Source organism: Rhizobium sp. MHM7A (assembly GCF_005862215.1).
GTDB classification, from domain to species: Bacteria; Pseudomonadota; Alphaproteobacteria; order Rhizobiales; family Rhizobiaceae; genus Rhizobium; species Rhizobium bangladeshense.
In genome coordinates this window covers 226,457-246,303 of the sequence record NZ_VCHT01000010.1, presented here as the reverse complement: position 1 = coordinate 246,303, position 19,847 = coordinate 226,457, and the positions used below count along the sequence as shown (strand labels likewise).

General features: G+C 59.4%; 19 protein-coding genes. 1 reads left to right on the top strand and 18 read right to left on the bottom strand.

The genetic code is table 11. From position 1 onward, the window contains the following. Window positions 1-60 precede the first annotated feature (60 nt). The 16 genes from flgD to FFR93_RS27885 form a co-directional block, all read right to left on the bottom strand. On the bottom strand, window positions 61-489 hold the full coding sequence (gene flgD, locus FFR93_RS27960) for a flagellar hook assembly protein FlgD (RefSeq protein ID WP_138395536.1): 429 nt from the start codon (window positions 487-489) through the stop codon (window positions 61-63). After that, on the bottom strand, window positions 480-929 hold the full coding sequence (gene flbT, locus FFR93_RS27955) for a flagellar biosynthesis repressor FlbT (protein WP_138395535.1): 450 nt from the start codon (window positions 927-929) through the stop codon (window positions 480-482). The genes flgD and flbT overlap by 10 nt, the downstream gene beginning before the upstream one ends. Beyond that, window positions 926-1,273 carry a flagellar biosynthesis regulator FlaF gene (gene flaF, locus FFR93_RS27950; RefSeq protein ID WP_064709883.1) on the bottom strand — a complete coding sequence of 116 codons (348 nt, stop codon included), beginning with the start codon at window positions 1,271-1,273 and terminating at the stop codon, window positions 926-928. Before flaF ends, flbT begins: the two co-directional genes overlap by 4 nt. 36 nt (window positions 1,274-1,309) lie before the next feature. Further along, window positions 1,310-2,362 (bottom strand): flagellar hook-associated family protein, encoded by a 1,053-nt coding sequence (locus FFR93_RS27945; protein ID WP_138395534.1) that lies wholly within the window; start codon window positions 2,360-2,362, stop codon window positions 1,310-1,312. 3 nt (window positions 2,363-2,365) lie between these two features. After that, window positions 2,366-3,853 (bottom strand): flagellar hook-associated protein FlgK, encoded by a 1,488-nt coding sequence (flgK, locus tag FFR93_RS27940; RefSeq protein WP_064709881.1) that lies wholly within the window; start codon window positions 3,851-3,853, stop codon window positions 2,366-2,368. A 19-nt stretch (window positions 3,854-3,872) separates the two neighbouring features. After that, entirely contained in the window at window positions 3,873-5,177 is a 1,305-nt protein-coding gene (locus FFR93_RS27935) for a flagellar hook protein FlgE (protein ID WP_138395533.1), read from the bottom strand. A gap of 126 nt (window positions 5,178-5,303) precedes the next feature. Continuing rightward, window positions 5,304-5,975, bottom strand: a complete 672-nt coding sequence (locus FFR93_RS27930; RefSeq protein WP_064709879.1) for a winged helix-turn-helix domain-containing protein — start codon at window positions 5,973-5,975, stop codon at window positions 5,304-5,306. Window positions 5,976-6,255: 280 nt separating this feature from the next. Beyond that, on the bottom strand, window positions 6,256-6,840 hold the full coding sequence (locus FFR93_RS27925; RefSeq protein ID WP_064709945.1) for a lytic transglycosylase domain-containing protein: 585 nt from the start codon (window positions 6,838-6,840) through the stop codon (window positions 6,256-6,258). Continuing rightward, entirely contained in the window at window positions 6,761-8,203 is a 1,443-nt protein-coding gene (locus FFR93_RS27920; protein WP_138395532.1) for a flagellar hook-length control protein FliK, read from the bottom strand. Before FFR93_RS27920 ends, FFR93_RS27925 begins: the two co-directional genes overlap by 80 nt. Then, a complete protein-coding gene (motC, locus tag FFR93_RS27915; protein ID WP_138395531.1) occupies window positions 8,200-9,495 on the bottom strand; it encodes a chemotaxis protein MotC in 1,296 nt (431 codons plus the stop codon). Before motC ends, FFR93_RS27920 begins: the two co-directional genes overlap by 4 nt. Window positions 9,496-9,505: 10 nt before the next feature. After that, a complete protein-coding gene (locus tag FFR93_RS27910; protein ID WP_138395530.1) occupies window positions 9,506-10,813 on the bottom strand; it encodes a MotB family protein in 1,308 nt (435 codons plus the stop codon). Beyond that, window positions 10,810-11,439 carry a hypothetical protein gene (locus FFR93_RS27905; RefSeq protein WP_138395529.1) on the bottom strand — a complete coding sequence of 210 codons (630 nt, stop codon included), beginning with the start codon at window positions 11,437-11,439 and terminating at the stop codon, window positions 10,810-10,812. Before FFR93_RS27905 ends, FFR93_RS27910 begins: the two co-directional genes overlap by 4 nt. A 201-nt stretch (window positions 11,440-11,640) precedes the next feature. Beyond that, window positions 11,641-12,603, bottom strand: coding sequence for a flagellin (locus FFR93_RS27900; protein ID WP_138395528.1), 963 nt, complete (start codon window positions 12,601-12,603; stop codon window positions 11,641-11,643). Between the two features lie 299 nt (window positions 12,604-12,902). After that, complete coding sequence (locus FFR93_RS27895) at window positions 12,903-13,814, bottom strand: flagellin (protein WP_138395527.1); 912 nt, start codon at window positions 13,812-13,814, stop codon at window positions 12,903-12,905. 243 nt (window positions 13,815-14,057) lie between these two features. After that, a complete protein-coding gene (locus tag FFR93_RS27890; protein WP_064709873.1) occupies window positions 14,058-14,966 on the bottom strand; it encodes a flagellin in 909 nt (302 codons plus the stop codon). Window positions 14,967-15,247: 281 nt separating this feature from the next. Further along, window positions 15,248-16,153: a flagellin gene (locus tag FFR93_RS27885; protein WP_064709872.1), complete on the bottom strand. Its 906-nt coding sequence runs from the start codon at window positions 16,151-16,153 to the stop codon at window positions 15,248-15,250. Between the two features lie 457 nt (window positions 16,154-16,610). Between FFR93_RS27885 and FFR93_RS27880 the strand changes: the two genes are divergently transcribed. Continuing rightward, complete coding sequence (locus FFR93_RS27880) at window positions 16,611-18,527, top strand: glycosyl transferase (RefSeq protein ID WP_138395526.1); 1,917 nt, start codon at window positions 16,611-16,613, stop codon at window positions 18,525-18,527. Window positions 18,528-18,602: 75 nt separating this feature from the next. Here FFR93_RS27880 and fliP read toward each other — a convergent pair whose 3' ends face one another. Together fliP and FFR93_RS27870 are read right to left on the bottom strand one after the other, a co-directional pair. After that, entirely contained in the window at window positions 18,603-19,340 is a 738-nt protein-coding gene (fliP, locus tag FFR93_RS27875) for a flagellar type III secretion system pore protein FliP (RefSeq protein WP_138395525.1), read from the bottom strand. Then, window positions 19,337-19,843: a flagellar basal body-associated FliL family protein gene (locus FFR93_RS27870; protein WP_064709869.1), complete on the bottom strand. Its 507-nt coding sequence runs from the start codon at window positions 19,841-19,843 to the stop codon at window positions 19,337-19,339. Before FFR93_RS27870 ends, fliP begins: the two co-directional genes overlap by 4 nt. Window positions 19,844-19,847 lie beyond the last annotated feature (4 nt).

Genomic DNA, 19,847 nt, shown 5'->3' with positions numbered 1-19,847 from the left:
CCTGTCATGACCGGGCCGCGATTGTTGGCATCAAACAGGCGCGGGGGCGCCCCTTCGCCATCAGGAGCTGCTGCTCGGAGCCTCGTCGGCGACAGTGATTCCCGCCTGCACGAGTATCTTACCGCCATCCTCGGTCGTCGCAATGATGCCGTCGGAATAAACCTTGACGGACTCGATGACACCTTTGACCGTGCCGTCGGCACTCTCCATATATTTGCCGACGTAGCTGCTGGCCTGGGTCAGGCTCGAGCTGGCAAGAAGCGTGTCCAGCTTGGTGTTGGTGTGGATCGTCTGCTCGACCTGCGAGAAGGTCGCAAGCTGAGCGACTTGCTCGCTGGCATCCATCGGATCGGTCGGATCCTGGTTCTTCATCTGCGCGATGAGCAGCTGAAGGAAGTTGTCGTAGTTCATCGTCGCCTTGCTCTGGGCCGAACTCGGAGAGTTCGTAGACGTCGAGTTGGTCACCTTCGACGTTGCGTCTACCGCCATGGCGCAATCTCCTTGCGAATCTGCTCGACCATCGTCGGCGGCAGTTCGTGGTTGTTGAGAATATTGTCTTCGATTGCGTAAAGGCCGCGGATGGCCTTCAATGCGTCGAAGGCGCGGCCGGTCGACACAAGCGCGTCGATCCGCTTCAGTTCGGCGAGGATCTCTTCATTCTTGAAGCAGGTGAGCAGCATGGTGATCGACTTGCGGAACATCGCCGTCGAGTGCTCCTTGCCCTCTGGATTGATGAGGATCATCTGCGCGATGAAATAGAGCTGGCGCAGTGGCGTCGTTGCGCCTTCCGGCTGGAGGACGTGGTTCTCAAGAAGGAACGTCACATCATTCAGGAATTCCAGCGCGACCTTGCGGTCGACACGCAGGACAGCGCCGTTGATGAAGATTCTCTCTCCGGCTTTCAGAGAAATGCGAAGTGTACTTTTCATTTAAGTCCATCCCTGATGATGGTGGTAACGTCGATGATGCCCTGGTAGTTATTCGACAGACGTTTTCTGATCCTGTCGCATTCCTTCAATATCCAGATCGCAATCGAGATGAGATTGGCCCTGAGCTGAATATCCAGCTGATTGTCCGGATGTTTCAGATCCTCGATGAAGCTGATCCACACCCGACGCGTGTAAAACAGGGCTTCAATGGCTTCCCGGCCGTATTTTTCATTGTCGCGCGCCAACGCCAGCAGTTCTATGGACCGGTCAAGAACCTGCCATTCCCGCTCTTTCGCGTCGGCCACCGAGTCCTGCATGACTTCGGCATATGAGAACTGATACATTCATGCATCCTTCTGTATATTGCGCGCCTTTGCTCATCAAAGGTAGTTCACGAGACTCAACTGCTGGATCTTCGAGACGATCGTGTAAGCGGTTTCAAGCTGCGTTTCCAAAGTCTTGACGAGGGTCGAGGCTTCGTATGGGTCGACGCCCTGAAGATCGACCAGTTTGTTCTTGATGATATTCGACTGGGCGTCGAGAGCGTCGTTGGACTTCTTGACGCGTTCCTGCGAGAGGCCGAGCTGGCTTGCCTGCGTTACGAGACCGCTTGTCGCCTTGGCCGTGTAGCTGATGGCCTGTTTGGACACCGTCGTCATTGCATCGGTGCTGAGGTTCTGGCCGAGCAGCGCGGTGGTCATGACCGAGGCGAGTGCGAAATAGCGCATGCCTTCTGAATTGGCGTTGGTCGAGGATTCGATCACTTCCGAATTGCTGATGCGGCTCGTCATGTTCTGGTTCGATGCCTGAGACCAGCCGGTCCCCGCGGCCGTCCAGTTTGCCTGGTTGAACATCGGCTCCACCTGCGTTGTGATGAAGGTCTCCATCTCTGCGCCGGTGAGTGCGCTGACCGCCTTCGGCGGGACGAGAGCGGCTGCATAGGTGTTCAGTGCCGTAACGATGGCGGCGCTCGTCGATGTCGTCTTGTCAGTCAGCGGCTGCACGTCGGTGTTGATGCCGGAGAACAGATATTCGCCGTTCACCATGGTGTTGGCCGTATCCATCATCGTAGACAGCGCGCTGGTCGCCGATTGAATGGCGACGGTGATGCTGCCGGGGTCACGGCTGCCCTGCAGCGCCGTCAGCTTCGAAACCAGGCCGTCGCCGACGTCCTTCATCTTGGAAAGGCCGAGCTGCGAGGATTCCATGCGCGCGCTGACAAGCGAATTGCTTGCTTTGATCGAGGCTATCCTGTCGGCCTCGCGGGTGAAATCCACGCTTCTGGCGGCGTTGCCACCGAGCGAGACACCGATATCGGCATAGACTCCCGTCGTTGCCTCCATCGTCGCCTTCGTCATCTGGTTCTGCGCCTGACGGATGGTCAGCCGCATCGCATTCTGAATGGCCGAACTTGAAATGAATGAGCTCTTCATGGCTTAACTCGCAATATCCAGCAATGACTTCAGCATTTCGTCGACGGCGTTCAGGATCTTGGTCGCCGCCTTGTAGGACTGCTCGATGTCGAGAAGCAGCGTCAGCTCCTCGTCGAGATTGACGCCCGTCTCATTGGAATAGGCTTCGTCGGAGCGCGACAGTGCCGCCGCGGTATTTTCCGCCGCCGTCGTGGCGTTGCTGCGATACTGCTCCAGCCAGCCGAGGGAATTCGTCGCATATTCCATGATGCTGACATTGGAATCGATGCCCGTCGTGGCGTCGAAGCCAACCGGCGCCCCCGCTGCCGGGTCGAAATCAATATCGGCGCTCATCGCCGTATAAAGGCGATCGAGTTCGGCCGTATAACCGCTGACGCCCGACGTGTTCAGAACGAGGCCGGTGGCGTTGACGCCGCCATCGCGCAGACGCATCGGGTCGCCGCCCTGCGAGGTGATCACGCGGCTGCTGACGGTGATGGTCGACGCCATGCCGGCAACCGCGGTGGCGCCGGTGTCGACCGTGCCGCCGCTCCAGGTGAAGAGGCCGGGCACATAGGCTGGGGGCGCTGTGGTGTTCTGCTCCTTGAAGAGCGAGACAAGGCCGCGGGCGATCTCATCGAGCTGTTTCTGGAAGTTGGGGGCGATCTCGTCGCGGATCTGGAGGAGCGATTGGAGGCTCCCCTGCCCCGTCGTCGTCGAGCCCTTGCCGAGCGGCAGTGCAACACCATCGATATAGACGGAATTGCCGACGGTTGTAGCGGTATAGACATCCTGGGACTTGAACGTCACCTTGCGCGGGATCGTCTCGAAGAGGATCGTACCGTCGGGCGTGCTCAGCACCATGTCGTTATTCTCGCGCGTCGTCGCGCTGACGCCGACGATCTGCGAAATCTGCTTCAGGACTTTTTCACGTTCATCGAGAGCGCCGGATGCATCCGTACCGGAAGCCGTGGCAGTCTTGACCGCATTGTTGGCCTTCTCGAACTGGCTGAGTAGAGTGTTCAGCGTATCGACGGCAGTGGCGATTTCCTTGTCGGCATTGGCGCGAACATTCTGAACCGACCGGGAGGCATTGTTCAGCGAGTTGGCGACGTCCTGGGCAGCGGTGATGGCGCCCTGTGCGGCGACCGTGCTGCCGGGAGTAGTGCGGAATGCTTGAAGCTTCTGCTGGAAAACACCGAGATAGGTGGACGGCGACGTTTCATAGTCGTTGCCGCCCATGATTGATTTCAAGTCCTCGAGGCCACCCAGCAGGGTCTGCTGGGCGCTGTCCTGAGAGGAGGTCTTCAGATACTGGCGCAGCAGGGCATCTTCCTGTGCGCGGTTGATCTGAACGACCTGCGCGCCGTTCAGGGACGTAGTGAGCATCGCCTGCCGGCGCACGTAATCTTTATTGCCGGCATTCGAGATATTGTTCGATACGACACTGCTTTGCGTGCCGGTATTGTTGAATATGCTCTGCGCGGTATTAAGTGCGGACGTGAGCGACATGGCTTAGCCGTTACCTTACTTATCTCTTGAGATTGACGAGTACGTCCATGATGTCGGAACCCGTCTGGAACACTTTCGAATTGGCGGTATAGCTGCGCTGCGATTCGATCATCTCGGTCAGTTCGCCGGCGAGGTCGACGTTCGAACCCTCGAGAGCGCCCGATTTGATCGTGCCGAGGCCGTTTGTTTGCGGGAAACCGGTGACGGTGACGCCGGACTGGCCGTTGGCGCTGTAGACGTTGCCGCTCATCAGCGTCAGCTTGTCGGGGCTCGCGACGTTGGCGAGCGGAACGCGGTAGAGCGGCTTGGTGCTGCCGTCCTCATATTTGGCATAGACGATGCCGTCGCCGTCGATCGTGACGTCTTTCACCGGGCTTGCTGCCTGGCCATTCGGCGTGCCGGTGCCCGCAAAGTCGGCGCCGAGTTGGGTAAAGCCGGAGAGATCCATGTTAATCGTCAGACCGGTTACAGGATCGACGATCGGAATGGCGCCGGAAGAAATCATCTTGCCGTTGGCGTCGAAGGTGAGTGAGCCGTTGCCAACGTCACCGCCGGCAGTAGTGTAGGGGAACGACGTCGTTCCGCCCACCGCCGCATCGGCATTGCGATAAATCGAAACTTCCCAGGTGCTGGCAACCCCCGGAGGCGCCGGAGGCGGAGTGGTCACAGCGGTCTTGGTGAAGTAAAAGTCATACATCACCTTGTTGCCGAGGCGGTCGTAGGCGACCATGGAAAACTTTTTGGTGTCGGTGGTCGTCGTGGCGGCGTTGGCGCTCGGCAGCGTTGCTGGAGCGACAGGAGCCACCTTCGCGTTGGAATCGAGGTTGCCCTTGAAGTAGCCAGCCGTTGAGGCAATGGCCGTCAGACCTTCCTGGTTTACGTTGACGGGTACCAGGCCGTCGAAACCGTTGACGACGACGGCGGGGGCGCCCGAGTCGTAGGAATAGCCCATCAGCTGAAAGCCGGCTGAGTTGACAAGGTTGCCTTCATCGTCCTTCTGGAAGTCGCCGGCGCGGGTCAGCACCGGCGTACCGTCCGGCCCCTGGACGATGAAGAAGCCGTCACCCGAGATTGCGAGGTCGGTGCTCGAGGTAGTGTAGGAAATGTCGCCCTGGTCGGAGACGGCCTGGCGCACGGAAGTCTGAACGCCGCCGGAATTATAATTGCCGCCCGAGGAGGGCAGAACCAGAGTCGAGAAGCTCGTCGACACGGCCTTGTAGCCGGTGGTGTTCACGTTGGCGATGTTGTCGGCGACGGTGCTGAGGCGGTTCGCCTGCGCGTTCATGCCCGACACTGCCGTCTTCATGCTGCCGAAAATGCTCATCTGAAAACCTCGTTTTACCTGTTAAACTCGAGAGTATTTGTCGGGCCTTGCGTGAAGCTGTCTGTAATGGCGAGCAGCGAGGCCAATATCGAGGCTCAGCCGGGCGCCGCCACCCGGCCGGAAAAATCAGGCCCAATCAATGCAGTAGCCAAGGAAGCGCTTGGAATCGACCGGGTCGACGCCGAGCTTCTTGCGCAGCTTCTTGCGCAGCTTCGAGATGTGGCTTTCGACGACGTTCTCCTCGACCTCTTCATCGAAGATGCCGTAGATGGCGTTGAAGATCTGGGTCTTGGTGACACGGCGACCGCGGTTGGCGATCAGATATTCGAGGATGCGGCGTTCGCGCCGGGGAAGCGCAAAGACCTCGCCGTTAATCTCCGGGTCACGGCCATCCGAGAAGACGCGGATCCCGCCGATATCGGTATAGTTGGCGATCGCCTTCAGCCGGCGCCGGATCGCAGCCGCCCTTGCGAGGATTTCGCGGGGATGGACCGGTTTGCGCACGACGTCGTCGACGCCGCAATCGAAAAGGGCAAGCGTGTTTTCAAGCGAGGGCTGATCGCTGACTGCGATCACAGGCGCCATCGAGCGGTCCCTGATCGCCCGGGGCAGCTCGAAGCTGCGCTGGCCCTGACCGATCAGGAATGCCTCTACCGCCGCAATATCCGAATCGGCGGCGGTCTGCACCCACTCGCCGAATTCCGATGGATCAAAGCCGGTGGAGGGAATGCCCTCCCGGCCAAACAAGGATGTGTATCCGTCTTTCACGAGCTCACGCTCATCAACCACTACGATCATTCGTCCGCCTCCGAATCAGTGTGGCACTTCGATGATCTATGGGTACGAATCGCGCGAATCGGCGACAACTCGTTAAAGTGAATGGCGGAAATTAATAATTGATTAAGACCTGCGTGGCGATTTGATCAATATGTAGTGGCAACCGTCGGATATCCACACAAAAGTTTCGTGGAAAAGTTAACGCTTGGTTAAATGTGACTTGCGCATCGATTTAGCGCCGGATTCCTGCCACATTACGACACAGTTTCGTCATAATTTGGCGCTTCTATTTTTAGTTGAATTAATTTTGGCAGAAGTTACTCGCATTAGGAGTCCATTTGCCGTAGCCGGTGGCCACCAAATTGGCGATGACACGGCAGACATACTGCTTCTGTGCGGGGTTGTTATTCGGCCCCGCGTGGTATCTTGCTACCGCCATCGTCCACGTCTCATGGCGATCATGCAGGTTGCGGAGAAACTTCGCAGCATACTCGACGTTGCGATGCGGATCGAACATATCTTCGGCCGAGGCGAAATTCTCGCCGTGATAATAGTGATTGATCTGCATGCATCCGATGTCGATGAGCTTCGCCCCGCCTCTGCGGGCGACATCGAACTGCCTCATTGCGTCCTCTTCCGAGGGCGGAAAAATGGCCTTGCCTTCGACGTTCATGGCATAGGGATAGAGTGAACCCTTGCGGCCGGTCTCTGTCAGGCCGACCGAATAGAGGATACCTACCGGGATGCCGTATTTGGCGGCAGCCGACTGGATTTCTTGTTCGCAGGCACCGGTGGAAGCGGCCGCCTCAGAGGTAAACGCCGCCAGAGCCGCTGCTGCGAGCACCGCCAGCAGAGACGCCTTCAATACCGTTCTCGCCTGCGCCATTGAAGCCTCCATCCGTCCGCTGCGCCGTCTGATTGTGGCGCTCGCGCGCCTCGCCACCCTGCCCTTGCTGGGCGAGCGACTGCTGCTGGGAGGCCTGCCCCTGGCTGCCAGGCTGGTTTCCGGCGTCGGCACGCTCGACGGGAGCCATGCTGATCGTGACGTTGTCGACCGCATAGCCCTGGCTGCGTAGCGCTTCGAGAATCTTGCCGTGGTCTTCCTTCAGCTGCCGATAGGCTGCGCCGGTTTCGACCTTGAGGTCGACGTTCAGGGCATCGCCGGCCAGGCGCATGGTCGCCGTCACCAGGCCAAGATCGATCGGGTTCATCTGGATCTTCAGTGTGTTGACCACCTTGCCGGTGCTCGTCCATTCCGCCGCGTTGGAGAGCGCTGAACTCGGCTCCATGGCACGCGCCCATTCGGAATCACCGGCGAGAGCCGCGGTGACCGCTGCGGAATTCGTATTCTGCGCCAGGCCGATATAGCGGCGCGACTCGAGGACAGAAATGTTTTCGACATCGGTCTTCTTCGAACCGTCCTTCGGTCCGACCTGTTCGGCGCCCAGGTGAACGTCCATCGACACGCCGCGGCCATCGGCGCGGCTGATCCGGAACATCCTGCCGTCGGTGGCTTCGGCGTTCTCCGCACCGGGAACCCTGATGTCATCGGCCTTGATGCTTTCGGCGCTGCCGTTGACGACCGTCAGGGCGTCAGATGCGTGGCCGGTCGTTTTGGCGTCAATGCCCGCGGTCTGCTTGTCGGCATGTCCGGCCTCGGCGGCCTTGATGGAGGCTTGATGAGCGGCTGCCGCGGCCGGCAAAGTGACCGTCCCATCGGCAGGCTCCTGCTTCAGTAGGCCGAGCACATCGGAAATGCCGCCGTCATCGTCCTCACTGTCCGTAGCCTTATCTGTTTGCGAGATCTCTGTCTTGCCGTGCTTGACGCCCTTGGCCGTTCGCGCGGCCTCGTCGGCGGACTGATCTTCGGCATCGAGCTTGCCGACGCCAGCCGGCAATTCGAGCCCGTCCTTTGCATGCTTCGCGGCCGCCCTTTCGCCATTGGCGATCGTTTCCGGCTGCACGTCGGCCTGTGCCTTCAGCACAGCGTCGCTGAGATCGATCAATGGTTTGGCGCCGCTGCGGCTACGGAGCGTCCGCGCCGCCTTCCCTGCATCGCCGTCGGCGACACTCTGATCCGGCTGTGCATTATCGGGTGCGTCGTCGGCGGTGCTGCCGCTTGCCTTGGCCAGCACATCGGAGAAGTCTCCCTTCTGACCGGCGGCGTCACCCTTTCCAGCCTTAGCGGATTTCGCCGCCGCAGCCGCCTCCGCACCAGAGGCTCCGCCCGAGACGCTCAAATCCATCATTGTTCGTTGCCTTCCTGCGCCAGAAGACCATCGATCTCGTCGAGCTTGGATCGGCTGGTCGTCACAAATGCGTTGAATGAGGAGTCGGTATCCTGGCTCTGGCCAGTCGATGCCACACCTCCCGGAACAGGCTCGGGAGGCGCGCCTGGCGTCCCCGGTTGCATGGCTATCGCCGCAGCCTTTTCAGAAGTGATTTCTTGATGAGAAGTGTTAGGATTGGATGCTTGCGTCAAGCTTGCCGGATCCGGCGCGCGCAGGATCTGCTCGGCAACCGAGCGCGCCGCCGCCTGCAGCGCCTGATCCCGCGGCGAAAGCATCTTGCCGTCGATGCCGCTGACATTCTTCGCCGCCCGGTCGATATCGTCTGTCGGAAGCCCGGCCATGCCGCCATAAAAATCCGCAAGCGGGCCGAAGGGATTGTCGGTGCCCGCGCCAAGCAACTGCACACGCTCGACCGCCATGCGCGCCAACTCGGACTTGCCCGCTATCGCCGCGGCGCGGGCGATGCGCAGATAGACCTCGCGCTGGCGCGGGGCATCCATGAAGGACAGTATATCGACGACATCCTGCGGTTTCACGTCGTGATCATGGGCGACGACAAGCTTGACGAAAAGATCGGCGAACTGACTGGCATAGGGGGAATGCAGGAAGCGCCTGACATAACGCTGAGAATAGGCCAGCGCTTTGTCGAGCATCCCCTTGTCGACGCAGATGGCGAGGGAACGGCGCAAGGCCGCCTCCTCGACGATCGTACCCGGCGCGGCAAGACGCGCCTGATCGTAAAGACCCAACGCATCTGTCGGTTTCGTGGCGATCAGCACATTGCCGCCGATCAGCGCCAGGTATGGACCGATCTTCTTGTCGCGATATTCCCTGGCGGTTTCCTCCAGCGTCTTGGCGACGAGCAGCCCCTTGCCGGTCAGATATTTGCGCAGCACATCGGTGACGCGGTTGTCGAAATAGCCGTTGACGTCATGGGCGATCAGATATTCGAGCGTCTGGGGATTGCCGCCGCTCATCGTGTAGATCAGCGCCGCATCGACATTGCGGTCGTCATCGAAAATCCTTGTATCGGCCGTGCGCAGCCGCTCGTCGATGGTGCCGAGCATGAAGCGCTGCATTTCGCCGGCCGAATGATCACCGGCGACAACGGAATCCTGCACGAACTGCAGTGACCGCAGCATCTTGTACGGCGCAAGATCGTCCGGATCCTGCGCATTGCCTGCGGCAGGCGAAAACATCGCCAGGCCAAGGGCCATGAATCCGACGTAGCGATGCTGCCGACGCGCCATCCGACTATCCCTATTCCGCCTGCACCAGGATCTCGATCCGGCGGTTGGCTGCGTTAAAAGGGTCGGCGGGCAACTTCAGCCGGCGGTCAGCGAAGCCGGAGACCTGGGAGATGCGCGTCTCGTCCAGCCCGCCGCGCACGAGCATGTAGTAGGCGCTCTGGGCGCGGTCCATCGAAAGCCGCCAATTCTCGTTCTGCCCACCCTTGTATTGGCGCCCGTCCGTGTGGCCACGGATGGCGACTGCGCCACCCCTCTCCTTCAGGATCGTCCCGATCTTTTCCATGGCAAGCACCATCTCCTGGCGCGGAACGGCCGAACCGATATTGAACATCGAATCGTCGTTCTGGTCGGAGATGCTGACCAGCAGGCCGCCCTCGGATGCCGTCACTGTCAGGCCTTCGGCAAGCTTGCCGGCAACACCGCTGATCTGCTGCGCGATCTGCGCCTGAAGCTGTTCTGCTTCCTTCTTCTGCTGCTCGGCCCCAACCGCGCCCTTGTCGGCTTCCTTCTGATCGGCGTCCTTCTCGGCCTCCGCCTTCTTCTCACCAGGCGCCTTGCTGTCCGTCGCCTTGCCACCCTTGGCCTCGGCGGCACCCTTGGTTTCCTTGGCCTCGGCCGGCTTCTGTTCAGTCGCCAAAGGCGCCGGCTTCACATCCTCGGCGTTGGCGACCTCCGTCGTCTCGCTCTCGCTCGCCTGCTCCTCACTCCTGCCGGGCGGCAAGGATTTTCCCGCCGTTGTCACCTCGACCTGCTTGGTCCAGAAATCCGGATCGAAGGGGTCGCGATAGGCTTCGCCGCCATCGGCACCGGTGGCAGGGCCGGAATCGGCCGCGCCGCCATCGCCCTTGGCGCTGACATTGGCCTGCTGGCCGACCTCTTGTGCGATTTCGGCGAGAACCGAATAGGGATTCTCGAAGAAATCGGCTTCGGAATAATTGGTGTGGTCGCCTGAAGTCGATGTCTGGTCGTCACCATCCGCGGCGGACTTGCCTTCGGTCGGATTTTCTTCCTTCTGCTTCGACTTTTCGTTCTTCTCCTCGCCCTCCGCATCGTCGACAGGCTTCTTCAGGCCTCTCTCGGTCGGCTTTTCGTCGGCAAGCTTGATCGGATTGAAATAGGTCGCGACCGCAGCCTTGGTCTCCTCATTCGCGGCGTTGACCAGCCACATGACCAGGAAGAATGCCATCATCGCCGTCATGAAGTCGGCATAGGCAATTTTCCACGCACCGCCATGGGCACCATCGTGATCACCGCCGCCATGCCGCTTGACGATGATGATCTCGTTCCTGCCGTGGTGATGGTTTTCGCCTTCGCTCATTCGAGAACTTTCTTCAAGCTGGCCGCCCAGGCGGACATACGGGTGACGACGACGGATTCACCAATTTCGACGGAAAGATCGATATCGTCGCCCTCAATGTGCCGAACCGCCGCGACATGGTCGCCGAGTTCGGTTTTCAATATGTCGAAGAGGCTGGTCGGCCCCCTGACGACGATCGGTCCGGCCGCGCCTTCGAGAATCGCATCACGCAGCAAAGCGGCGAGACTTTCGGCAGCCTTGGCCGCAAGCGCTTCCGTCATGACGGGCGCAATGACCATCGCCGCACCGGCGCTGACCAGCTGAGCGACCTCTTCGGCCATATCGCGGACGCGGGATGCAATGACCGCCGCCGCCTCAACTTCATAGCGAAGCTTCAGTTCTTCGAGCTCGCGCGCATGGCCCTCGGCCAGCGCGCGCGCCTCGTTTTCGTATTTCTCGGTCAAATCAGCGGTCGCCGCGGCGTGGCCTTCCGCATAGGCTTCGCGACGCTCCGCCTCTACGTCGACCGGCGGTTCGCTGGGCGCCTCCGGAAAGGCATCTCCGGCGAAATCGTCGATGTCGATAATCGGCGCCGATGATTTCGGTTCGCCGAAATCCTTTAAATACCGAGAAAGCGAAATGCTCATAGAAACCATCCAGCATCCGGGAGACGAGCGCCATGCCCACCCCCGTCCAAAAATGACCTTGCGCGCGACACATCCTTCGTAGCGAACAAGGGCTTGACCTTGCGCCGGCACAAATTCGGACGGTGCCTTCTTGCCGGAAACTAGGAATTCAAACTTGCGCGAAGATGAATGGCGCCGCCGTCACCCATGAACGCGCTCGCTCTATTCCAGCAGAATGAGGATCTTGCTTGCGGCCGTGTTTAGGATCGAGATCGCTTCGACCGCCATTTGCTTCTGCGTTTCGATCGCCTTCTGGCGGATCGAAGCCTCGTCCATGTCGGTATCGACGAGCGCACCGACGCTCTTGTCAATCGAATCGGACAGATTGGCGGTGTAGTCGATCTGATCCTCGATACGCACCTTCATCACCCCGATGGAGGCCGCCGTCGTCGTCAGTGAAGCGAGCAGGGAGTCGGTTACGTCGAGCATATCGACAAGCTGCGCGTCGGTGGTGTTCTTACCGATCGCGACTTCCATGCCCGTCGCCGGCGTGGTCGAGCCGGCGTCCAGGAGATAGTAGTTTCGCGGTCCGACGCCGCTGTTATTGATCGCCTGGGCATCAATCGCCTTGGTGAACAGGCCGCCGCTCGCATTGTTCTTGTCGATCAGGATGGTCTGCGACGACGGGAAGTCGATGCTCTGAGCCTGGTATTCGCCTGTCGAGGCGCGCACGAAGCCGGAGATGACAGACCATGTCGGCGGCGCGGCCTTGTCACTGTTCAGCAACCAGTTTTCCCCTGCAAAGGACGTCGATTCGACGACGGTCTGCAACTGCTCCTTATATTCGCTGATCTCGGCGTTGATCTTGTCCTTGTCCGCACCCGGCTCTCTTGCCGAGACCAGCTTGGCGCGAATTTCGCCTATAAGATCGATCGCCGAATTCATCGCCGTGTAGGTCGCATCCACCTTGGCAGCGCCGAGACCGAGCGCGTCACCGATCGTGCCGAGATTGGTGCTGTCCGAGCGCATGACAGTGGCGACCGACCAGTAGGAGGCGTCGTCTGCGGCCGTCTCAATCCTATATCCTGAAGAAACTTGCTGCTGGGTCTGACTGGCTTCTTTGTTGATGCTGCGCAGCACCGCAAGTGCATTCACCGCGGCCGCGCTGGTAATCTTAACGGTCATCGACAGGGTCTCGGAATATGATGAAAGGGCAGGCCGGATTGCCGGCGGCGACTGAAGTGGCGTCATGCCTCCGGCGAAATTCCACCGGCGCGTCGCAAAAGCAAATCAATTCAAGGCGAAGTTACCTCGATATCAACTTGTTCGGCAAGAGCGGCGGCGCAAGCGCGGCACGTGGATCACCTCTCAAGGCAAGTTGTTGAAACAAAAGGAAGAACCGCGCCGTTTCGGGCGCGGTCCGGAAGATCTTCGGCTTGCGGCTGAACGGCGGCGCAAGATTCGGTCCAGCTTCAGCGACCGATTTAGCTGCGGAACAGCGTGAGGATGTTTTGCGCGCTGGAGTTGGCGATCGACAGCGACTGGATCGCCAGCTGCTGCTGGGTTTGCAACGCTGTCAGCTTGCTCGATTCCTCTTCCATGTCGGCATCGACGAGGCGGCCGACGCCCGAGTCGATCGAATCACTGAGTGCTCCAACGAAGTTTTCCTGCAGCTCAATGCGGGTGGAAATCGAGCCGAGCTGCGAGGCAGCCTTGGTCATGGCCTCCAGGCCGGCTTCGATGGACGTCAGGGCCATCGAAATTTCGGCCGAACCGAAGGTGCTGATGTTCATCGAGTAGATCGAGCCGATCGTACCGGATGATGTGCCGATGATGCCGGAGCTCGTCTCGATCGTGCCCGTCGAGGTCATCCCGAACAAAACGTTACCCGTGGAGGTCGTGTTCAAGACGTAGTCCGTGGTCTTGACCGAGACATTGCCGTTGCCGTCACGGACGAAGGTCGACACGACGCTCTTGGTGCCGTCGGCGCCGGCGACCCAGTTTTCGCCGGAGAAGGAAGCCGACTGCGCAATGCTGAGCAGCTGCTGCTGCAACTGGCCGATTTCTTCCTGCACCTTGGTCTTGTCGACGCCCTTTTCGGTTGCGGCGACGATCTTCGCCTTGATCTCGGTGATGACATCGATGGCGCTGTCCATGGCGGAATAAGCGGTATCGACCTTGGCGGCGCCAAGGCCGAGGGCGTCGGAAACGGCGGAAAGGGCCTTGTTGTCCGAACGCATAGTCGTTGCGATCGACCAATAGGCAGCGTTGTCGGCCGCCTTTTCGACACGATAACCGGACGATACCCTGTTCTGCGTGTCTTCGAGGCTGTTGTTGATGCCACGGAGTGTCTGAAGAGCGGCCATTGCCGCGACGTTGGTCAAAATGCTGGTCATGAAATGTTCGCCCCTCGTCGGCAGTTGGAAAAAAGGGACATTCCGGAATGCTACCGGGAACGGGGATCAGCCTCATGCCTGTTAACCGACTTTTAAAATTGGTTAACTCGCCGTCTCGCTGACCTGAGAAAACAGCATTATGGTTAATCAAGAGTTAACGAAAATGAAAAAGCCGCGCTCCATCGAAGCGCGGCTCGAATTCCGGGGTCCGCCGGGCCGGCGGACCGATGTTTCTGCAGATTATTAGCCGCGGAAGAGCGACAGGATGTTCTGCGAAGAGGAGTTCGCGATCGACAGCGACTGGATCGCCAGCTGCTGCTGGGTCTGCAGAGCGCTGAGCTTGGAGGACTCTTCTTCCATGTTGGCGTCGACGAGGCGACCGACACCGGAGTCGATCGAGTCGCTAAGAGCGTTGACGAAGTCTTCCTGGAGGCCGATGCGGGTGGAGATCGAGCCGAGAGCAGCGCCGGCGCTGGTCATGGCCTTCAGAGCCGCCTCAACGTTGGTCAGAGCCGACTGGATCTGGCCGAGGGTGAAGTTGGTGATGCTCATCGAGTAGATCGAGCCGGTCGCACCCGTCGAGGTACCGAGGATACCCGTGGAGGTTTCAACCGCGCCGGCGCTCATGCCGAACAGCACGTTACCAGTGGAGCTGTTGGAGAGTACGTAGTCGGTCATCTTGACTGAAACGGCGTTGGAGCCGTCGCGGACGAAGGTGGAGACGACGCTCTTGGTGCCGTTTGCGCCGGCAACCCAGTTTTCGCCGGAGAAGGAAGCCGACTGAGCGATGCTGAGCAGCTGTGCCTGCAGCTGGCTGATTTCTTCCTGAACCTTGGCCTTGTCAACGCCGTTTTCGGTTGCAGCAACCAGCTTGGCCTTGATGTTGCCGACGACGTCGATGGCGCTGTCCATGGCGGCGTAGGCGGTGTCAACCTTGGCGGCACCGAGACCGAGAGCGTCGGAAACAGCGGAAAGTGCCTTGTTGTCCGAACGCATGGTCGTTGCGATCGACCAGTAAGCAGCGTTGTCGGAAGCTTTGCCGACGCGGTAGCCGGACGAAACGTGAGCCTGGGTTTCCTGGAGACCCTGGTTGATGCCACGCAGAGTCTGGAGGGCTGCCATTGCAGCGTTATTGGTGTTGATGCTCGTCATAATTGCTTGCCCCTTGTTGGCAGATTTTAAGAAGGGACATTCCGGATTTATGGCCGGCCCACAGCGATCAGCATCATGCCTGTTAACCGTCTTTTTTAAGGTTAACTCGCCGTTTCGATGGGCCTAGAAAACAGCAAGATGGTTAAGGAAAGCTAAATCAGAAACGGAAATACCGTAAAAATATCTGACACTTAGGAGGTTTTTCATTAACCTTATTTTAAAACATTTCGCGGCCGGGAATGATCCGGCCGCGAAACTTGGAAACCTTGTGCCGACCGCTCTTAGCGGAAGAGCGACAGGATGTTCTGCGAAGAGGAGTTGGCGATCGACAGCGACTGGATCGCCAGCTGCTGCTGGGTCTGCAGAGCGCTGAGCCTGGAGGACTCTTCTTCCATGTTGGCGTCGACGAGGCGACCGACACCGGAGTCGATCGAGTCGCTGAGAGCGTTGACGAAATCGTCCTGGAGGTCGATGCGCTTGGAGAGCGAGCCGAGAGCAGCGCCGGCGCTGGTCATGGCCTTCAGAGCCGATTCTACGTTGGTCAGTGCCGTCTGGATCTGGCCTGCGGTGAAGTTGGTGATGCTCATCGAGTAGATCGAGCCGGTCGCACCCGACGAGGTACCGAGGATACCCGTGGAGGTTTCAACCGAGCCTGCGCTCATGCCGAACAGGACGTTGCCCATCGAGGAGCTCGAAAGAACATAATCGGTCGTCTTGATCGAAACCGCATTGGAGCCGTCGCGGACGAAGGAGGATACGACGCTCTTCGTGCCGGCAGCGCCAGCAACCCAGTTTTCGCCGTTGAAGGAAGCCGACTGAGCGATGCTCAGGAGCTGCTGCTGCAGCTGGCCGATTTCTTCCTGAACCTTGGCCTTGTCAACGCCGCTTTCGGTTGCAGCAACCAGCTTGGCCTTGATTTCGGTGACGACGTCAATAGCGCTGTCCATGGCGGTGTAAGCCGTATCGACCTTGGCAGCACCTACGCCGAGAGCGTCGGAAACGGCGGAAAGTGCCTTGTTGTCCGAACGCATGGTCGTTGCGATCGACCAGTAGGCGGCGTTGTCGGAAGCGTTTTCAACGCGATAACCGGAGGAAACGCGGTTCTGCGTCTGGTTGAGGCCCTGGTTGACGCTGCGCAGCGTCTGGAGAGCTGCCTGCGCGGAAGAATTCGTGTTAATGCTTGTCATAAGTCTGTCCCCTGGAAAACTAGATACAAAAAGGAGGACATACCGGACTGTAATACCGGCGATGACGGACCAGCTTCATGCTACTCGGCGCCTGTTTGTTGTGGCCCAAACCCGTCATGTCTGGGGCAATCTCGCAGCCAATGCTTGCCAACTTCTTAAAAATGAAGGCGCTGGGGAAGCCCTCATCTCGCATAGTTAATACCCTATAACAGGGCATAGTTAATGCCGGCCGAACATACTTCCTTGCGTTCAAATCCGGGGCAGACAGCACGATCGGGAAAAGCAACTTCCCGCCAGGCAGAGCTCTCACGCCACCGGTTTCAAGCAAGCTTCGGATGCCAATGTGGCAAGCGCCGGGATAGCATCATCGGACCGATCCGTCCGTTTTCGGGAGGGAAAGCCCGTGCGTGTCGGCGACCACAGTCATGCCAGAACATTTCCTTCATGGAGTTGGGTTTTGAACAGCAAAGTTTCGTTCTCTGCGGCATCCAAGGATTACCAGATGGGCCGCTACACACAGTCCTTGGCGACGCTCAACCAACTCATGGATATCCAAAAGGACGCCAAGACCTACGCGCTGCTGGCTAAGAATCTCCTGCAGCTCGGCTTCAAGGCCGACGCGGCGAAAGCCTATGGCCTTGCCGCCGGCTGCGAAAGTCCCAACTCTTACGAATACGCAAAGCAAGCCGCCAAACTGCATTACGAGACCGGCAATGAGGACGACGCACTGCTGATCGCCATGCGAAACCTCGCCAGGGCACAGGAAGATGCGGAGCTCGCCTTTATCATCACCGCAATCTATCTGAAGCGCCAGCAGCGGGATATCATCCGTCCGTTCAAGACGGTGCTGTCGCAGAGCGCCAATCCCGATCATATGCGTCTGGCGGCTTTGCTCCTCAGCGACGATCTGAACGATGCAACCAACCAGAGCCTGGCGCGCAACCTCTTCAAACGTTTTCCAGGCAACCTGGCATTCCGTTTCCTCCATCTGGTCTTCGCCCGCGAATTCAATGACTTCGAAGAGGCAGCCAAGCATCAGTCGGTGATAGAGCAAGCCCTTGCAAAGGGCGACCTCGAGATCCTGCGCAAGGACAATCCGTTCTATCATCTGCATTGGTGCGGGAACGAGGATTACAATCGATATGCAACAATCGGCACCGCGCCGCTCAACCAGGAGCGCGTCGCCTTTCGCCGCAATCAGCCGCATAGCTGGTCGGACAAGATCCGGATCGGCTACATGTCATCGGACTTCTGGGATCGCCACGCAACGATGAAGCTCTTGCAGCGTATTCTGGAACTCCATGACAGGGAGCGTTTCGACATCACCCTGTTCTGCCACACGGGGCCGGAATACCTGAAGCACAACGATACCGACCGCAGCCGCTGGGGCCGGATCGTCGATATACACGGCTTCTCCGACCAGGCTGTGCTGGAGACGGTGCGAGAGCACAATATCGACATCATGGTCGACCTGAAAGGTCATACGTCGGGCAGCCGCGCGACGGTTTTCAACCTGCCGCTCGCACCTGTGCATGTCGGCTGGCTCGGCTTTCCCGGCAGCACCGTCAACATCGACCTCGACTACGTGATCGGTGACCATTTTGTCCTGCCCGACGTGGCAAAGCCATTCTACCATGAAAAATTCTGCCGGCTTCCAGAGAGCTACCAGCCGAACGATCCGACGTATCGTCCGAAGCCTCGTCCGGTCACGCGTGAACAGCTCGGCCTTCCGGAAGAAGCCTTCATCTTCGCATCCTTCAACGGCAACCGCAAAATCACGCTGGAGACGATCAACAGCTGGTGCCGGATCCTCAAGCGGGCGCCGAACAGCGTTCTCTGGCTGATGGCGAATACGCCGCGCAACCAGGCGAACCTTTTGAAGCATTTCCAGGCGGCAGGCATCTCCGCCAAGCGCATCATCTTCTGCCCGCGCGCGCCCTATGAAGAGCATATCGATCGTCAGCAGGCAGCCGACCTCGGCATCGACACCTTCCCAGTCAACGGCCACACGACCACCTCGGAGCAGCTCTGGGGCGGGTTGCCGGTTCTGACGCTGAAGGGGACGAACTTCGCTTCACGGGTCAGCGAAAGTCTGCTCAGGGCAATCGATCTGCCGCAGCTCGTCGCAGCCGATATGCAGGCCTATGAAGACCTCGCCGTCGAGCTGGCGCAGAACCCCGAGCGGGTCGCCGAATACAAGGCGCACCTGAAGGAGATGCGCTACATCGCGCCGCTCTTCGACGCCGAACGCTTCTGCCACCATCTCGAGCAGGCCTACGAAATCATGGCCGAGCGTGCCAAGCAGGGTCTGGCACCCGACCATATCGACATTGCGGCGCTACCGTCACGCACGGCGCCGTTCGCGGCCGAGTGAGGTTTCGCATCTCAACAAAAACCCGCCGGAGCGATCCGGCGGGTTTTTCGTTGAGGAGTAAATGAGGGCGGCCGGTCAGCTGAACGAGCGCACCAGGCTTCCGACGAGCAGGTTCCAGCCGTCGATCAGCACGAAAAACAGAATCTTGAAAGGCAGCGAGATCGAGGTCGGCGGCAGCATCATCATGCCCATCGCCATGGTAATGGTTGCGACGATCAGGTCGATGACGAGGAACGGCAGCACGACGAGAAAGCCGATCTCGAACCCGCGGCGAATCTCGGAAATCATGAAGGCAGGGATCAGCACGCGGTAATCGATCGGCTCGGCGGTCTGGATATTCTGTCCGCGTTCGCGCGCCAGATCGACGAAGAGCGCCAGATCCTTGTCGCGGGTATTGGCCGCCATGAAGGTGCGGAAGGGTTCGGCAATACGCTGGACCGCCTCGGTCTCGTTGATCTGGTTGGCAAGCAGTGGCTGCACGCCGTTTTGCCACGCCTGATCGAAGGTCGGCGACATGACGTAGAAGGTCATGAACAGCGACAGCGACAGGAGGATCATGTTGGAGGGCGTCGAGGAGAGGCCCATCCCTGAGCGCAGGATCGAGAAGGCGATGACGAAGCGCGGGAAGCTCGTCACCATGATCAGGATGCCCGGCGCGACCGAAAGAACGGTCAGCAGGCCGAAGGTTCGGATGATCCAGGCGGCGACGGAGCCATCGACCGGCACGTTCAACAGGTCAGTCGGCAGCTGCTGTGCCACCGCCAGTTCCGGTGCCGCCATCATGGCGGCAAGGAAAACTATGAATCGAATCATTCGATGACAAAGGTCCTGAACATGACCTTCGATACCCGTCCTTGCGAGCGCAGGTCAACACGTTCCTGAATGTCATCCTTGAGATATTGAAACCCCCGCGGGCCCTCGATCTGCTGGAGGGAAACCGTCCTGACATAGGCGAGGATATCCTGATGAATATCCTCGGAAACCTTGACATCCGGCGGCCCGTTGAAGAGCAGCGCGACTTCGAGTCGGACCCAATTTTCCGAGGGGTAGGCGAGGTTCGAAGTGATCGGCTCGAGCTGGACGACGTTGTTCTCCTCGGTCGAGATGCGCGCCAGGCCTTCTTCCGCCTTCTTCTTGGCCTCGGCCTCCTTGGCCAGCTCGGCATCCTTGGCGCCCTTGATATTAGGCGCAACGATCGTGCCCACCGCCCAGCCGCCGCCGGCGCCGAGCAGGGTCAGGACGACGACGCCGATGATCGTCATCAGCGAACCGGATTTCTTCTTCGAGTGACCTGCGCCTTCGTCTTCGTCTGCCATCGTT

Excerpts from the sequence above, each read along its gene's own strand:
- FFR93_RS27930 (WP_064709879.1), bottom strand. The coding sequence starts at position 5,975 with ATGATCGTAGTGGTTGATGAGCGTGAGCTCGTGAAAGACGGATACACA.
- flgD (WP_138395536.1), bottom strand. The coding sequence starts at position 489 with ATGGCGGTAGACGCAACGTCGAAGGTGACCAACTCGACGTCTACGAAC.
- FFR93_RS27910 (WP_138395530.1), bottom strand. The coding sequence starts at position 10,813 with ATGAGCGAAGGCGAAAACCATCACCACGGCAGGAACGAGATCATCATC.
- FFR93_RS27920 (WP_138395532.1), bottom strand. The coding sequence starts at position 8,203 with ATGATGGATTTGAGCGTCTCGGGCGGAGCCTCTGGTGCGGAGGCGGCT.
- FFR93_RS27885 (WP_064709872.1), bottom strand. The coding sequence starts at position 16,153 with ATGACAAGCATTAACACGAATTCTTCCGCGCAGGCAGCTCTCCAGACG.
- flbT (WP_138395535.1), bottom strand. The coding sequence starts at position 929 with ATGAAAAGTACACTTCGCATTTCTCTGAAAGCCGGAGAGAGAATCTTC.
- FFR93_RS27905 (WP_138395529.1), bottom strand. The coding sequence starts at position 11,439 with ATGAGCATTTCGCTTTCTCGGTATTTAAAGGATTTCGGCGAACCGAAA.
- motC (WP_138395531.1), bottom strand. The coding sequence starts at position 9,495 with ATGGCGCGTCGGCAGCATCGCTACGTCGGATTCATGGCCCTTGGCCTG.
- FFR93_RS27870 (WP_064709869.1), bottom strand. The coding sequence starts at position 19,843 with ATGGCAGACGAAGACGAAGGCGCAGGTCACTCGAAGAAGAAATCCGGT.
- FFR93_RS27895 (WP_138395527.1), bottom strand. The coding sequence starts at position 13,814 with ATGACCAGCATTTTGACCAACGTCGCGGCAATGGCCGCTCTTCAGACA.
- flaF (WP_064709883.1), bottom strand. The coding sequence starts at position 1,273 with ATGTATCAGTTCTCATATGCCGAAGTCATGCAGGACTCGGTGGCCGAC.
- FFR93_RS27925 (WP_064709945.1), bottom strand. The coding sequence starts at position 6,840 with ATGGCGCAGGCGAGAACGGTATTGAAGGCGTCTCTGCTGGCGGTGCTC.
- flgK (WP_064709881.1), bottom strand. The coding sequence starts at position 3,853 with ATGTCGCTCACGTCCGCACTTAATACCGCGCAGAGCATATTCAACAAT.
- FFR93_RS27890 (WP_064709873.1), bottom strand. The coding sequence starts at position 14,966 with ATGACGAGCATCAACACCAATAACGCTGCAATGGCAGCCCTCCAGACT.
- FFR93_RS27935 (WP_138395533.1), bottom strand. The coding sequence starts at position 5,177 with ATGAGCATTTTCGGCAGCATGAAGACGGCAGTGTCGGGCATGAACGCG.
- fliP (WP_138395525.1), bottom strand. The coding sequence starts at position 19,340 with ATGATTCGATTCATAGTTTTCCTTGCCGCCATGATGGCGGCACCGGAA.
- FFR93_RS27900 (WP_138395528.1), bottom strand. The coding sequence starts at position 12,603 with ATGACCGTTAAGATTACCAGCGCGGCCGCGGTGAATGCACTTGCGGTG.
- FFR93_RS27945 (WP_138395534.1), bottom strand. The coding sequence starts at position 2,362 with ATGAAGAGCTCATTCATTTCAAGTTCGGCCATTCAGAATGCGATGCGG.